This window comes from Amycolatopsis sp. 505 (genome assembly GCF_031625235.1).
Taxonomy (GTDB): domain Bacteria; phylum Actinomycetota; class Actinomycetes; order Mycobacteriales; family Pseudonocardiaceae; genus Amycolatopsis.
This window is the reverse complement of sequence record NZ_JACKQP010000009.1, coordinates 219,347-233,387: the sequence shown is the minus strand read 5'-3', so window position 1 is coordinate 233,387 and position 14,041 is coordinate 219,347. Positions and strand designations below refer to the sequence as shown.

At 72.0% G+C, this 14,041-nt stretch carries 13 protein-coding genes; 10 read left to right on the top strand and 3 right to left on the bottom strand.

The features are described from left to right. Positions 1–32 precede the first annotated feature (32 nt). Genes kdpF through H5965_RS31930 form a run of 8 tightly spaced genes read left to right on the top strand, consistent with a single transcriptional unit; the run spans position 33 to position 8,156 of the window. Positions 33–134 carry a K(+)-transporting ATPase subunit F gene (gene kdpF, locus H5965_RS31965; RefSeq protein WP_155545259.1) on the top strand — a complete coding sequence of 34 codons (102 nt, stop codon included), beginning with the start codon at positions 33–35 and terminating at the stop codon, positions 132–134. Beyond that, entirely contained in the window at positions 134–1,795 is a 1,662-nt protein-coding gene (gene kdpA, locus H5965_RS31960; protein ID WP_310974499.1) for a potassium-transporting ATPase subunit KdpA, read from the top strand. The genes kdpF and kdpA overlap by 1 nt, the downstream gene beginning before the upstream one ends. Beyond that, complete coding sequence (kdpB, locus tag H5965_RS31955) at positions 1,792–3,840, top strand: potassium-transporting ATPase subunit KdpB (protein ID WP_310974498.1); 2,049 nt, start codon at positions 1,792–1,794, stop codon at positions 3,838–3,840. Before kdpA ends, kdpB begins: the two co-directional genes overlap by 4 nt. Positions 3,841–3,846: 6 nt before the next feature. After that, entirely contained in the window at positions 3,847–4,437 is a 591-nt protein-coding gene (locus H5965_RS31950) for a potassium-transporting ATPase subunit C (RefSeq protein WP_310974497.1), read from the top strand. 4 nt (positions 4,438–4,441) lie between these two features. Continuing rightward, positions 4,442–6,970, top strand: coding sequence for a sensor histidine kinase KdpD (locus H5965_RS31945; RefSeq protein ID WP_310974496.1), 2,529 nt, complete (start codon positions 4,442–4,444; stop codon positions 6,968–6,970). After that, entirely contained in the window at positions 6,967–7,665 is a 699-nt protein-coding gene (locus H5965_RS31940) for a response regulator (protein WP_086837952.1), read from the top strand. Before H5965_RS31945 ends, H5965_RS31940 begins: the two co-directional genes overlap by 4 nt. Before the next feature lie 21 nt (positions 7,666–7,686). Continuing rightward, positions 7,687–7,923 (top strand): hypothetical protein, encoded by a 237-nt coding sequence (locus H5965_RS31935; protein WP_310974495.1) that lies wholly within the window; start codon positions 7,687–7,689, stop codon positions 7,921–7,923. A 29-nt stretch (positions 7,924–7,952) separates the two neighbouring features. Continuing rightward, entirely contained in the window at positions 7,953–8,156 is a 204-nt protein-coding gene (locus H5965_RS31930; protein WP_310974494.1) for a hypothetical protein, read from the top strand. A 203-nt stretch (positions 8,157–8,359) separates the two neighbouring features. On the opposite strand, the gene H5965_RS31925 is transcribed toward H5965_RS31930, so the two are convergent. Continuing rightward, positions 8,360–8,953, bottom strand: coding sequence for a hypothetical protein (locus H5965_RS31925; protein ID WP_310974493.1), 594 nt, complete (start codon positions 8,951–8,953; stop codon positions 8,360–8,362). Between the two features lie 194 nt (positions 8,954–9,147). Between H5965_RS31925 and H5965_RS31920 the strand changes: the two genes are divergently transcribed. Both H5965_RS31920 and smc read left to right on the top strand, forming a co-directional pair. Beyond that, entirely contained in the window at positions 9,148–9,444 is a 297-nt protein-coding gene (locus H5965_RS31920) for an acylphosphatase (RefSeq protein WP_310974762.1), read from the top strand. A gap of 156 nt (positions 9,445–9,600) precedes the next feature. Then, positions 9,601–13,203, top strand: a complete 3,603-nt coding sequence (gene smc, locus H5965_RS31915; RefSeq protein ID WP_310974492.1) for a chromosome segregation protein SMC — start codon at positions 9,601–9,603, stop codon at positions 13,201–13,203. Here the strand turns inward: smc and H5965_RS31910 are convergent. Together H5965_RS31910 and H5965_RS31905 are read right to left on the bottom strand one after the other, a co-directional pair. Continuing rightward, on the bottom strand, positions 13,196–13,423 hold the full coding sequence (locus tag H5965_RS31910; protein ID WP_310974491.1) for a hypothetical protein: 228 nt from the start codon (positions 13,421–13,423) through the stop codon (positions 13,196–13,198). The two genes, smc and H5965_RS31910, sit on opposite strands and share 8 nt — an antisense overlap. A gap of 55 nt (positions 13,424–13,478) precedes the next feature. Further along, positions 13,479–13,979 carry a DUF3455 domain-containing protein gene (locus H5965_RS31905; protein WP_310974490.1) on the bottom strand — a complete coding sequence of 167 codons (501 nt, stop codon included), beginning with the start codon at positions 13,977–13,979 and terminating at the stop codon, positions 13,479–13,481. Between the last annotated feature and the right edge of the window lie 62 nt (positions 13,980–14,041).

Genomic DNA, 14,041 nt, shown 5'->3' with positions numbered 1-14,041 from the left:
CTCGCGCTGGCGCTGCGCGGGCTGGAGAAGCTGTGAGCGGCGCCGGGACCGTGGCCAACGTCGTCGGCGGGCTGCTGGCGCTGGGCCTGCTCGTGTACCTCTTCGTCGCGCTGATCAAGCCGGAGAAATTCTGATGTCCGACACCACGGCCGGGCTCATCCAGCTCGGCCTGCTCCTCGCCGCGCTCGCCGTGGTCTACAAACCGCTCGGCGACTACCTGGCGCGGGTCTTCTCCACCGAGAAGCACCTGAAGCTCGAGAAGGGCCTCTACAAGCTCTTCCGCGTCAACCCGGACTCCGAGCAGCGGTGGCCGACCTACGCCGCGGGCGTGCTCGGCTTCTCGTTCGTCTCGGTCGTCCTGCTCTACCTGCTGCAGCGCCTGCAGCCGCTGCTGCCGTGGGACCTGGGCCGCGGCTCGGTGAGCCCCGGCGTCGCCTTCAACACGGCGATCTCGTTCGTCACCAACACGAACTGGCAGTCCTACGTCCCCGAGACGACCATGGGCCACTTCGTCCAGATGGCCGGCCTGACCGTGCAGAACTTCCTGTCGGCGGCCGTCGGCCTGGCCGTGGCGATCGCGGTGACCCGGGGCTTCGTCCGCGCGAAGACCGACCGGCTCGGCAACTTCTGGGTCGACCTGACGCGCGGCACGGTCCGGGTGCTGCTGCCGATGGCGTTCGTGTTCGCCCTGGTCCTGGTCGCGCTCGGCGTGGTGCAGAGCCTCAAGGCCGGCGTCGCCGTGACGAACCCGGACGGCAGCCACAGCACCATCGCGCTGGCTCCGGCCGCGAGCCAGGAGGCGATCAAGGAACTGGGCACGAACGGCGGTGGCATCCTCAACGCCAACTCCGCACACCCCTTCGAGAACCCCAACGCCTGGACGAACCTCGTCGAGCTGTTCCTCATCCTGGTCATCCCGGTCAGCCTGACCCGCGCGTTCGGCACGCTGGTCGGCAACCGCCGCCAGGGGTACGTCCTGCTGAGCGTGATGGGCCTGCTGTGGGCGGCTTCCCTGGCGCTCATCTGGTTCTCCGAGGCCACGGCGAACAACCCGGCCGCGCTGGCCGCGGGCGCGAGCATGGAAGGCAAGGAACAGCGGTTCGGCATCGGCCTGACGTCGATCTTCGCCGACACCACCACCGGCACGTCGACCGGCGCGGTCAACGGCGCCCACGACAGTCTTTCGGGGCTCGGCGGTGGTGGACCGCTGCTGAACATGCTGTACGGCGAGATCTCGCCCGGCGGCGTCGGCACCGGCCTCTACGGCATCCTCGTGCTGGCCATCATCGCGATGTTCCTGGCCGGGCTGATGGTCGGGCGCACGCCGGAGTACCTGGGCAAGAAGCTGGGCAAGCGCGAGGTCACCTGCGCCGCGATCGCCATGCTGGCGATGCCGACCGTCGTGCTCCTCGGCTCCGGGATCGCCCTGCTGCTGCCCGGAACGGCGGGCGCGCTCGGCAACACCGGCGCGCACGGGCTGTCCGAGATCCTCTACGGCTACGCCTCGACCGGCAACAACAACGGCAGCGCGTTCGGCGGCCTGACCGCGACGAGCGACTGGTTCCAGTCCTCGTTCGGCGTCGCCATGGCGATCGGCCGGTTCGTGCCGATCCTCGCCGTGCTCTGCCTGGCCGGCTCCCTGGCCGCGCAACGCAAGGTGCCGGAAACCGCCGGCACCCTGCCCACCACCGGGCCGCTGTTCGCCACCCTGCTCACCGGCACGGTGGTGCTCGTCGCGGCCCTCACGTTCATCCCGGCGCTCGCGCTCGGGCCCATCGCGGAGGCACTCGCATGACCGTCACCGAAGAACGACCCCGGGTGACCCCCGTCGAACCCCCGGGCCGGGTCGGCGCCGGCGTGTTCAGCCCGCGCCAGCTCTGGACGTCGCTGCCGGAAGCGTTCCGGAAGCTCAACCCGAAGCACCAGCTCGGCAACCCGGTGATGTTCGTGGTCTGGGTGGGTTCCGCGCTCACCACGGTCTTCGCCGTCACCGACCCGAGCGTGTTCACCATCCTGATCGCGGTCTGGCTGTGGTTCACGGTCCTCTTCGCGAACCTCGCCGAGGCCGTCGCGGAAGGCCGCGGCAAGGCCCAAGCGGAATCCCTGCGGCGGTCGAAGAAGGAGACCGTCGCCCGCCGGCTCACCGGGTCCGGCTCCGAGGAACAGGTCCCCGGCGTCGAGCTGCGGGTCGGCGACCTGGTCGTGGTCGAGGCGGGCCAGGTGATCCCGGGGGACGGCGACGTCGTCGAGGGCATCGCGACCGTCGACGAGTCGGCCATCACCGGCGAGTCGGCCCCGGTCATCCGCGAATCCGGCGGCGACCGGAGCGCCGTCACCGGTGGTACGACCGTGCTGAGCGACCGGATCGTCGTGAAGATCACCACCAAGCCCGGCGAGTCCTTTGTGGACCGTATGATCGCCTTGGTGGAAGGCGCTTCCCGGCAGAAGACGCCGAACGAGATCGCGCTGACCATCCTGCTCTCGACGCTGACGATCATCTTCCTGCTCGCCGTCGTCGCGCTGCAGCCGATGGCCCGGTACTCCGGTTCCGAGCAGTCGGTCATCGTGCTGACCGCGCTGCTGGTGTGCCTGATCCCGACGACGATCGGCGCGCTGCTGAGCGCGATCGGCATCGCGGGCATGGACCGCCTGGTCCAGCGCAACGTCCTGGCGACCAGCGGCCGCGCGGTCGAGGCCGCGGGCGACGTCTCGACGCTGCTGCTCGACAAGACCGGCACGATCACCTTCGGCAACCGCCGCGCCACCGAGCTGATCCCGGTCGGCACGTCCACGCCGGACGAACTCGCGCGGGCCGCCCGGCTGGCCAGCCTGGCCGACGAGACCCCCGAGGGCCGCAGCGTCGTCGACCTCACCGAGGACCACGCGGCGCAGGACGAGCACGGCGAGTTCGTCCCTTTCACCGCCCAGACCCGGATGAGCGGCATCGACATCGGCACCCGCCGGATCCGCAAGGGCGCGGCGAGCGCCGTGCGGGCGTGGGTGCGCGACAACGGCGGCGAGTTCCCCGACGAGACCGAGCGGGTCGTCGACGAGATCAGCGCCCAGGGTGGTACGCCGCTGGTCGTCGCCGAGGACACGGTGGTGCGCGGCGTGATCCGGCTGTCCGACGTCGTCAAGCCGGGCATGAAGGAACGCTTCGAAGAACTGCGCTCGATGGGCATCAAGACGGTGATGATCACCGGCGACAACCCGCTCACCGCCAAGGCCATCGCCGCGGACGCCGGCGTCGACGACTTCCTCGCCGAAGCCAAGCCCGAGGACAAGATGGCGCTCATCAAGCGGGAGCAGGAAGGCGGCCGGCTGGTCGCGATGACCGGCGACGGCACCAACGACGCCCCCGCGCTCGCCCAGGCCGACGTCGGCGTCGCGATGAACACCGGCACCTCGGCCGCCAAGGAAGCCGGGAACATGGTCGACCTCGACAGCGACCCCACGAAGCTGATCGAGATCGTCGAGATCGGCAAGCAGCTGCTGATCACCCGCGGCGCGCTGACCACCTTCAGCGTCGCCAACGACCTGGCCAAGTACTTCGCCATCCTGCCCGCGATGTTCACCGGCATCTACGCCCAGCTGGGCGGGCTGAACATCATGCACCTGGCCACGCCGAAGTCGGCGATCCTGTCGGCGGTCGTCTTCAACGCGCTGATCATCGTCGTGCTGATCCCGCTGGCCCTGCGAGGGGTGCGGTACAAGCCGTCGTCGGCCTCGGCGTTGCTGCGGCGCAACCTGCTCGTCTACGGCCTCGGCGGGATCGTCAGCCCCTTCCTCGGGATCTGGCTGATCGACCTGCTCGTCCGCCTCATCCCTGGAATCGGGTGACTTTCCGTGAACACGCTCGTCAAGCAGACCTGGGCCGGGCTGCGCGTCCTGCTCGTCATGACCGTCCTGCTCGGCATCCTCTACCCCCTGGCCGTCTGGGCCATCGCCCGCATCCCAGGCCTGGAGGGCAACGCCGAAGGCTCGATCGTCACGCAGAACGGCCAGGCCGCCGGTTCGTCGCTCATCGGCGTCGACCCGGTGCCCGCCGACCCGGCGCACGACCCGTGGTTCCACACCCGGCCCTCGGTGGTCACGCCCGAGATGCCGTCCGGCGCGTCCAACAAGGGTCCGTACAACGAGGACCTCGTGAACACCATCGGCGAGCGCAAGGACGCCATCGCGAAGCGTGAGGGCGTGTCACCCGCTCAGGTACCGCCGGACGCGGTGACGGCGTCGGGCTCGGGCCTCGACCCGGCGATCAGCGTCGCCTACGCCGACCTCCAGGCACCGCGGGTCGCGCGGAACACCGGCCTGCCCCTCGACCGGGTGAAGCAGCTGATCGAGCAGAACACGAGCGGGGCCGGGATCGGTGTCCCCGGAGTGGATGTGCTCCCGCTCAACTTGGCCGTGCGCGCGGCGGCCGGAGGGGCACACTGACACCGTGACCACGGAGAACAGGCCGCGCCGGGGAGAGCTGAGGATCTACCTCGGCGCGGCGCCGGGCGTCGGCAAGACCTTCGCCATGCTCGGCGAAGCGCGGCGGCGCCTCGACCGCGGCACCGACGTCGTCATCGGCCTGGTGGAGACGCACGGCCGCGAGAAGACCGCGGCACTGCTCGAGGGCCTCGAAACCGTTCCGCGGCGGCACGCCGAGCACCGCGGCCGCGTGTTCGACGAGATGGACGTCGACGCCGTCCTCGCCCGCGCGCCCGAGGTCGCCGTCGTCGACGAGCTCGCGCACACCAACGTGCCGGGGTCGCGCAACGCCAAGCGCTGGCAGGACGTCGAAGAGCTCCTCGACGCCGGCATCGACGTGCTTTCCACGGTCAACGTGCAGCACCTGCAGAGCCTCAACGACGTCGTCGAGCGGATCACCGGCGTCACCCAGCAGGAGACCGTGCCGGACGAGGTCGTCCGCCGTGCCGAGCAGCTGGAGCTGGTCGACATCACGCCCGAGGCGCTGCGCCGCCGCCTCGCGCACGGCAACGTCTACCCGGCCGAGCGGATCGACGCCGCGCTCGGCAACTACTTCCGGCCCGGCAACCTCACCGCGCTCCGCGAACTGGCGCTGCTGTGGGTGGCCGACCAGGTCGACGTCGCCCTGCAGCGCTACCGCGCCGAGCAGCGGATCACCGACACGTGGGAGGCGCGCGAACGCGTGGTCGCCTCGATCACCGGCGGCCCGGAAAGCGAGACGCTCATCCGCCGGGCCAGCCGGATCGCCACCCGCGCCGGCGCCGAACTGCAGGTGGTGCACATCCTGCGCGGCGACGGCCTGGCCGGGATCAGCCCGGCCGCGATGGCCCGCTACCGCAAGCTCGCCGAAGAGGTCGGCGCGACGTTCCACACGGTCGTCGGCGACGACGTCCCGGGTGCCCTGCTGGACTTCGCCCGCGGGGTCAACGCGACCCAGCTGGTGCTCGGCACCTCGCGGCGGTCCCGGGTGGCGCGGCTGTTCGACGAGGGCATCGGCGCCGCGGTGGTCCGCCGGTCGGGGCCGATCGACGTGCACATGGTCACCCACTCCGAGGCCGGCGGGCGGCTGCGGACCGGGTTGATCGCGAGCCCGCTGGGGCTCTCGCGGCTGGTCACCGGCTGGGTGCTGGGCATCGTGCTGCCGGTGCTGGTCACCCTCGTCGGCGTCTTCGTCCCGAGCGGGCTGGACTTCGCCACCGACGTCATCGCCTACGTCCTCGCCACGGTCGTCGTCGCCCTGGTCGGCGGCCTCGGCCCGGCGCTGGTCGCGGCCGTGCTCGGCGCCGGGCTGCTCAACTTCTTCTTCACGCCGCCGCTGTACACGCTCAACGTGCACACCCCGCAGAACCTGGTGACGCTGATCGCGATGGTCGTGGTCGCGGTGCTGGTCGCGCTGGTCGTCGACCAGGCCGCGCGCCGGGCCGCGCAGGCCGCGCGAGCCCGGACCGAGGCGGCGCTGCTGGCCTCCTACGCCCGGACCGTGCTCACCCACGCGAACCCGATCGAGCGGCTGCTGGCGAAGGTCCGCGAGAACTTCGCGCTGACGTCGGTGACGCTGCTGGAGAAGCAGGACGGGGTGTGGCAGTGCGTGGCGACCGTGGGGGAGCACCCGTGCGCCGACCCGGACGAGGCGGACGCCGACATCGCCGTCACCGCCGACGTCCACCTGACCCTGAGCGGCCGGGCGTTGCCGGCGGCGGACCGGCGGGTCCTGGAAGCCGTGGCGGGGCAGGCGTTCCTGGCCCTGCGGCAGCAGCGGGCCGCGGCCGCGGCGGCGCGCGCCGAGCGCAAGGCCGAGGCGACCGAGCTGCGCACGACGCTGCTCTCGGCCGTCGGGCACGACCTGCGGACGCCGCTGACGTCGATCAAGGCGTCGATCGGCAGCCTGCGTGCCGCGGACCTGGATCTGTCCGAAGAGGACACCGCGGAGCTGATGGAGGCCATCGAGCTGTCCGCCGACCGGCTCGCCGGGCTGATCGACAACCTCCTCGACTCCTCGCGGCTGGCCACCGGGGCGGTCCGCCCGCACCTGCGCCCGGTCGGCTACGACGAGGTCGTCGCGCACGCCTTGTCCAATGTGGACAACTCGGACGACGTGGTGGTGGCGATCGACGACGAGCTCCCGTCGGTGCTGGCCGACCCCGGCCTGCTGGAACGGGTGGTGGCGAACGTCCTGGACAACGCCCTGCGCCACGGCGGCGCCCCGGTGTCGGCCCGGGCCAGCGCGCACTCCGGCCAGGTCGAGCTGCGGATCGTCGACCACGGCAAGGGCCTGCGCAAGGGCGCCGCGGACTCGGCGTTCGCGCCGTTCCAGCGGCTCGGCGGCGACCGGGACACGACGCCGGGCGTCGGGCTCGGGCTGTCGGTGGCGAAGGGGTTCACCGAGGCGATGGGTGGCACGATCCGCGCCGAGGACACCCCGGGCGGCGGGCTGACGGTCGTGGTGTCGCTGCCCGCGTTCAGTGTGGAGTACGAAGAGGAGGGGGTGCGATGAGCGACCCGGGGGCCACCGTGCTGGTGGTGGACGACGAGCCGCAGATCGTGCGGGCGCTGCGGATCAACCTGACCGCCCGCGGCTACAAGGTGATCACCGCGCACGACGGCACGGCCGCGTTGAAGGCGGTCGCCGAGACCAAGCCGGACGTGGTCGTGCTGGACCTCGGCCTGCCGGACCTGGACGGCACCGAGGTGATCGCGGGCCTGCGCGGCTGGACGACGGTCCCGATCATCGTGCTGTCCGCCCGCGGCGACTCCGCGGACAAGGTCGAGGCCCTCGACGCGGGCGCCGACGACTACGTGACCAAGCCGTTCGGCATGGACGAGCTGCTGGCCCGCCTGCGCGCGGCGGTCCGCCGGTCCGCGGTGGCGGGCGCGGACGGCGCGGACGCGGTGGTGGACACGGCGTCGTTCAGCGTCGACCTGGCGGCGAAGAAGGTCCGCCGCCACGACGGCGTGGAAGTCCACCTGACGAAGACGGAGTGGGGCGTGCTGGAGCTGCTGGTCCGCAACCGCGGCCGGCTGGTGGCGCAGAAGCAGCTCCTGCACGAGGTGTGGGGCCCGTCGTACGAGACGGAGTCCCACTACCTGCGGGTGTACCTGGCCCAGCTGCGGCGCAAGCTGGAGCGGGAGCCGTCACGGCCCCGGCACCTGCTCACGGAACCGGGGATGGGGTACCGCTTCGAGGTCTGACCCGCTGGGTATCCCTCCGGCGTGACCGAGGGGACGAAAGGCCGGATGCCGGCCAAGGTGGCGTTGGGCCTGGCGGTGTTGTGGAGCGTGTTCACGGTCGCCGCAGTGGTGCTCGCCCTCGGCTGGGAAGCGACCGGGTGGCGGCAAGCGCTCCGGTTCGTGTGGCCGGTCGGCGGGGTGCTGGCGGCCGCGTTCTACTGGGCCCGGTACTTCCGGGCACGCCGGAGCGGAAGCCCGCCCCGGACTTCCGGGGCCTGAACCCGGGCTCGGCCGGGTAGTCCTCCCCCATGACCACTGGGGTGCGGAAGAAGAACGGGTGGGGCAGAGCCGCGCTGCTGCTCGTGCTGCTGGTCGCCGGCTACTTCGTGGGCGTGGGGGTGGCGGCCGTCCTCGGCAGCGCGGAACCCTGGAGCTTCGGCATCATCGGCATCGGCCCCGCACTCGCCGGCTTCTTCGCCGACGACCTGCGGTGCCGCGTCCGCGGCGGCTAGAACCAGAAGGCCGGCTGGTCGATCTCTGAACAGCAGCTTCGCGTAGCCGAACGCGATGGTCACCGCGCTCAGCTCGGGCGCGAGCTGCCGCGCGGTGCAGCTGCTGGCCCGCGACGTGATGGTCGCCGCCGTTCTGGCCTTGGCCTAAGTGCCCCAATCTTGGGACACTTAGGCTAAGTGCCTCAGCGTTGGGGCACTTAGGCCTAGGCTGTCGTGCTGGTTCCCGTCGTGCTCGACGAGGGGGCGCCGACCGAGCTCGAGCCGCCCCCGGGCGGTGTGGTGTCCGTCGGGGTGGGGGTCGGCGTGGGAGTCGGGGTCGGCGTGGGGGTCGGCGTCGGCGTCTTCGTGGGCGACGTCGGGTGCTGGCTCGACGGCGGCGGGTTGCCGCCGGTATCGTTGCGCGGCGGCGGGGGCGGCGACGGCTGGGTGACGACCGTGGTGGTCGTCTTGCCGTCCGGGCTCACCGAAACCACGGTCGTCGGCGCGCTGGGCGACGTCGGGCTCGACGTGGTCGGCGCGCCGCTCGAGGACGCGGGGTCGCTCGACGACGGGGTCGCCGGCAGCGTCTGCACGCCGGCCGGGACGGTGCCCTGGCCGCCGGGGCCGCCCGTGCCGCCCGCAGTAGAGGCGGGGGCCGGCCCGGCGAGCTCGGCCACGGCGGCGAACGCGGTCGCGACGACCAGCCCGGCCACCCCGAGCACGACGTACCCGGTGCGGTTCGGTTTGCTGCTCTTGGGCGGCGCGGTGTCGATCCTGGTGATCCGAGAGCTCGAATCCGACCCGGCGGGGCGGGGCATACGGGGCTCCTTGGGGAATTCGGGGAGGCGCGGTGTTTCCGACGGCACGGCGAGGCCGGGAAACGGGCGTGTCGTACCAAGCACAGCCACGGCGGGGGACCGACCTCGGCGGGGAGGTTATCACCGGCGTGCGGGTATTCGCCCAGGTAGTGGCCTTGATCCGTTACTGTGCGCGGTCGGTCGACCCGGAAGGGATGAACAGCGTGAGTGAGGAAGAAACCCGCACCCGCTTGACGGCGTGGGTGCGCGGCCGGGTTCAGGGCGTCGGTTTCCGCTGGTGGACGCGCAGCCGTGCGCTGGAACTCGGGCTCGTCGGGAGCGCCAGCAACCTGGCGGACGGGCGTGTCGAGGTGATAGCGGAGGGTAGTCGTGACCACTGTCAGCGGCTGTTGGCCGCGTTACGATCGGGAGAATCACCCGGAAGTGTGGAGCACGTCGCCGAGCGCTGGTCCGACCCGAAAGGGGGACTCAGCGGGTTCGTCGAGCGGTAGGCCGTCCGGGGCCGGTGTGGCTCGTGGTGTTGCTGAGGCCGCCGGGAGTGTGCTAGGCGCGCCGAGGAGGGGGCGCGTCCGGCGGACCCCGGAGGCCCCCAGGTAGCCTGGGACGATTGAACCGCCCGTACCCGCGGCCAGAGGGGTCAGCAGCACGTGCACCTGAAAAGCCTGACGCTCAAGGGCTTCAAGTCCTTCGCCTCGGCCACCACGCTGCGCTTCGAGCCGGGTATCACCTGCGTGGTCGGGCCGAACGGCTCGGGCAAGTCCAACGTGCTCGACGCACTGCGCTGGGTCATGGGCACCCAGGGCGCCAAGGACCTGCGCGGCGGCAAGATGGAGGACGTCATCTTCGCCGGCACCGCGGGCCGCGCCCCGCTCGGCCGCGCCGAGGTCACCCTCACCATCGACAACGCCGACGGCGCGCTCCCGATCGAGTACTCCGAGGTCTCGATCACCCGCCGGATGTTCCGCGACGGCGCGAGCGAGTACGAGATCAACGGCGACCGTTGCCGCCTGATGGACGTCCAGGAACTGCTGTCGGACTCCGGTATCGGCCGCGAGATGCACGTCATCGTCGGGCAGGGCCAGCTCTCGGCGATCCTCGAGTCGAAGCCCGAGGAGCGCCGCGCCTTCATCGAAGAGGCCGCCGGCGTCCTCAAGCACCGCAAGCGCAAGGAACAGACCCTGCGCAAGCTGGCCAACATGCAGGGCAACCTCGACCGCCTCGGCGACCTGACGACCGAGCTGCGCCGCCAGCTCAAGCCCCTGGGCAAGCAGGCCGAGATCGCCCGCAAGGCCCAGTCGGTGCAGTCCGAGCTGCGCGACTCCCGGCTGCGCCTGCTCGCCGACGACCTGGTCACCCAGCGGGAAGCCATCGCGCGCGAAGAAGCCGACGAGAAGACAGCTCGCGCGCGCCGCGCCGAGGTCGAGCAGACCCTCGAGATCGTCTCCGCCGAAGAAGCCGAGCTGGAGGCCTCGCTCGCCGAGGACGCGCCGCTCCTGCAGACCGCCCAGGAGACCTGGTACAAGCTGTCCGCGCTGGCCGAGCGGCTGCGCGGCACCGTCCGGCTCGCCATCGAGCGCCAGCGCCACCTCTCCGCCGACGTCGCGACGAACACCGGCGGCCGCGACCCCGAAGAGCTCCTCGAAGAGGCCGAGCGCGTCGCCGAGCAGGAAGAAGAGCTCAACGAGGCCGTCATGGAGGCCCGGGAGCTGCTCGCCCAGACCGTGCTGCGCCGCGAGGACCTCGAACAACGCGTCCAGGCCGCCGAGCGGGCGCACTGGGCTGCCGTCCGCGCCATCGCCGACCGCCGCGAGGGCATGGCCAAGCTGACCGGCCAGGTCGAGGCGCTGCGCAGCAAGAACGGCGCCACGACCGACGAGATCGACCGGCTCAGCGTCTCCATCGAGGAAGCCGCCGAGCGCGCCGAGATCGCCGTCGAAGAGCTGGAGCTGGCCAAGGCCGAGGGCGGCGCGGAGGAATCCGACGACGCCGGCCTGATGGACCGCCACGACCGCGCGGTCGAGGCGAACAACGCGGCCAAGGCGCGCGTCGAAGAGCTGGTCAAGGCCGAGCGCGCCGCCGAGCGCGAGATCGCGTCGGAGAAGGCGCGCGTCGAGGCGCTGTCCATGGGCCTGCGGCGCAAGGACGGCGCGGGCGCGCTGCTCGGCGCGTCCCACGAGCTGCCGGGCCTGCTCGGCTCGGTCGCCGCGCTGCTGACCGTCGAGCCGGGGCACGAAGTCGCGCTCGCCGCGGCGCTCGGCCCGGTCGCCGACGCGATCGCCGTCGCGGGCGGCGAAGACGCCTTGCGTGCCCTGAAGTACTTGAAGGACACCGACTCCGGCCGCGCGGGCATCCTGCTCGGCGGGCCCGAGTCCACTGTGGACACCCTCTCGTGGCCGTCGCTGCCGGAAGGCGCGCGCTGGGCCCGTGAGGTCGTCACGGCGCCCGCGCAGCTGCGGCCCGCCGTCGAGCAGGCCCTCGACAGGCTGGCCATCGTCCGCGACCTCGACGCGGCCCGGCACCTGGTCGCGGTGCACCCCGAGGTCCGCGCGGTCACCGCCGAGGGCGACGTCTTCGGCGCCCGCTGGGCGATCGGCGGCTCCGGCAAGCGCGAGAGCGTGATCGAGGTCCAGGCCGCCGTCGACGAGGCGGGGGAGCGGCTCCGCCTGGCCGAACGCTCTCTGGAGCGGTACGCGGCCGAGCTGGAAGGCGCCCGCGCCGAGCAGCAGGCGCGTCGCGAAGAGGTCTCCCAGGCCAAGGACGCCCTCGGCGAGGCCAAGGTCCGGCGCGCCCGGTCCTCGGAGCGGCTCAACCGGCTGCAGCAGGCCGCCCGCCAGGCGCAGGCCGAGGTCGAACGGCTGTCCGGGCAGCGCGCGAAGGTCGAACAGAGCCGCGTCCAGGCGCTCGCCCAGCTCGCCGAGCTGGAGGAACGGCTCGCCGCCGTCGCCGAGCAGCCCGTCGAGGACGACCCGGACACCGCCGAGCGCGACCAGGCCGTCGAAGAACTGGCCGTCGTGCGGCAGGAGGAGATGGAGGCGCGGCTCGCGCAGCGCACCTCCGAAGAGCGCGCCCGCAGCATCGCCGGCAAGGCCGAGGGCCTTCGTCGCGCCGCGCACGCCGAGCAGCAGGCCCGTGAACGCGCCGAGCGTGCCGCCGCGGCCCGCAAACGCGGCGCCGAGATCGCCAACGCCGTCGTCAACGCCGGCGAGATCGCGCTGGAGCGCATCGAGCACTCGGTGCAGCGCGCCGCCACCGAACGCGACCAGGTCCAGGCCCGCCGCCAGAGCCGCGAGCAGGCGCTGACCGGTGTCCGCGCGAAGGTCCGCGAGCTGACCGGCGAGCTGGAGAAGCTGACCGACGCCGTCCACCGCGACGAGGTCCTGCGCGCCGAGCAGCGGCTGCGGCTGGAGACCCTCGAAGCCAAGATCGCCGAGGACTTCGGCATGGGCCTGGAGGACCTCGTCCGCGAGTACGGCCCGGACGTCCCGGTGCCGCCGAGCGCGGGTGAGATGGCCGAGTACGAGGCGGCCAAGGACCGCGGCGAGGACGTGACCCCGCCGCCGCCGATGCCCTACGACCGCGACACCCAGGCCCGCCGCGCCAAGCGCGCCGAGAAGGACCTGTCGCTGCTGGGCAAGGTCAACCCGCTCGCCCTCGAGGAGTTCGCGGCGCTGGAGGAGCGGTACAAGTTCCTCTCCACGCAGCTGGAGGACCTCAAGGACACCCGCAAGGACCTCGAAGCCGTCATCAAGCAGGTCGACGAGAAGATCCTCGAGGTCTTCGCCTCGGCGTACGCGGACGTGGCCCGCGAGTTCGAGACGGTGTTCGGCGTGCTCTTCCCGGGCGGCGAAGGCCGGATGGTCCTCACCGAGCCGGACGACCTGCTGGCCACCGGCGTCGACGTCGAAGCGCGGCCGCCGGGCAAGAAGGTCAAGCGGCTGTCGCTGCTGTCCGGTGGCGAGAAGTCGCTGGTCGCGGTGGGCATGCTGGTGGCGATCTTCCGCGCCCGCCCCTCACCCTTCTACGTCATGGACGAGGTCGAGGCGGCGCTCGACGACACGAACATGCGCCGGCTGATCGGGCTGCTGGAGCAGCTGCGCGACTCGTCGCAGCTGATCATCATCACCCACCAGAAGCCGACCATGGAGATCGCCGACGCCCTCTACGGCGTGAGCATGCAGGGCGACGGCATCACGAAGGTGATCTCGCAGCGGCTGCGCTCGACCGAGGAAGAGCCGGTTCCGGTCAGTTGATCTCGTCCTCGCGCGGTGCGCGGCGGTCTTCGCCGTGCGCGCGGGGCTCGTAGTGGCGCAGGTCGTTGCCCATCCACTGGGCGTCGCCGATCCGCGGCCGGCGTCCGCGTGGCGTGAGCATGCCGCGCTGGACGCCCCGCTTGCGGTCGGACCGGTCCATGGCCAGTGCGATGACGAGCACGACCAGCAGCACCGCGCCGAGACCGATGAAGAACCCCATGTGACCCCCCTGTCCCGCTCCCAGGCTACGGGAGCGGGCGGGGCGTCACATCCGCTTATCCGGCGACCCAGAAGGCGTAGTCCGCCGAGTACCGGACCGCCGTCTGCGCGCCCGCCGTGCACGTCCCGGCCGGGGCGACGCCGCCGCGGGTGTTGAGGCGCTGGACGTAGGTCACCTTGCCGAAGATCCCGTCGCCGGTGTTGAGGTTCGCCTTGAGCAGCAGTTCCGGGATCGCGTCCGTCCGCGGCGAGGAAGCGGCCGCCGCCGCGCCGACCGTGCTGCCGTCCACGATGGACGTCCAGACCGGGCCCTTGCTGTGCAGCGCCACCGGTTTCCCGTGCTTCGACAGCACGGCGGCGGGCTGGATCAGCGTCCACGCGCCGTTCGTGCAGCCGTAGATCTGCACGCCCTCGGCCGCGTAGGCGGCCACCGGCCGGTTGCCCGCGGGGACCTTGATCGCGTCCGGCACCTTGGCGGCCGCCGGGGTGGCCGAAGCCGTCGCCGCGCCGCCGACCAGCAGGGCACCCACCGCGAGCGCCACCGTCATCCGCTTCATGGAATCCACCTTCGAAATCCTCCCGCCGCTTCTCGGCGGGCTCCCGCCCCTCCACACGGGAG

Coding starts and splice junctions, on each gene's coding strand:
- H5965_RS31920 (WP_310974762.1), top strand. CDS start 9,148: ATGAACAGCGTGAGTGAGGAAGAAACCCGCACCCGCTTGACGGCGTGG.
- kdpB (WP_310974498.1), top strand. CDS start 1,792: ATGACCGTCACCGAAGAACGACCCCGGGTGACCCCCGTCGAACCCCCG.
- H5965_RS31930 (WP_310974494.1), top strand. CDS start 7,953: ATGACCACTGGGGTGCGGAAGAAGAACGGGTGGGGCAGAGCCGCGCTG.
- H5965_RS31925 (WP_310974493.1), bottom strand. CDS start 8,953: ATGCCCCGCCCCGCCGGGTCGGATTCGAGCTCTCGGATCACCAGGATC.
- H5965_RS31910 (WP_310974491.1), bottom strand. CDS start 13,423: ATGGGGTTCTTCATCGGTCTCGGCGCGGTGCTGCTGGTCGTGCTCGTC.
- H5965_RS31940 (WP_086837952.1), top strand. CDS start 6,967: ATGAGCGACCCGGGGGCCACCGTGCTGGTGGTGGACGACGAGCCGCAG.
- H5965_RS31905 (WP_310974490.1), bottom strand. CDS start 13,979: ATGAAGCGGATGACGGTGGCGCTCGCGGTGGGTGCCCTGCTGGTCGGC.
- kdpA (WP_310974499.1), top strand. CDS start 134: ATGTCCGACACCACGGCCGGGCTCATCCAGCTCGGCCTGCTCCTCGCC.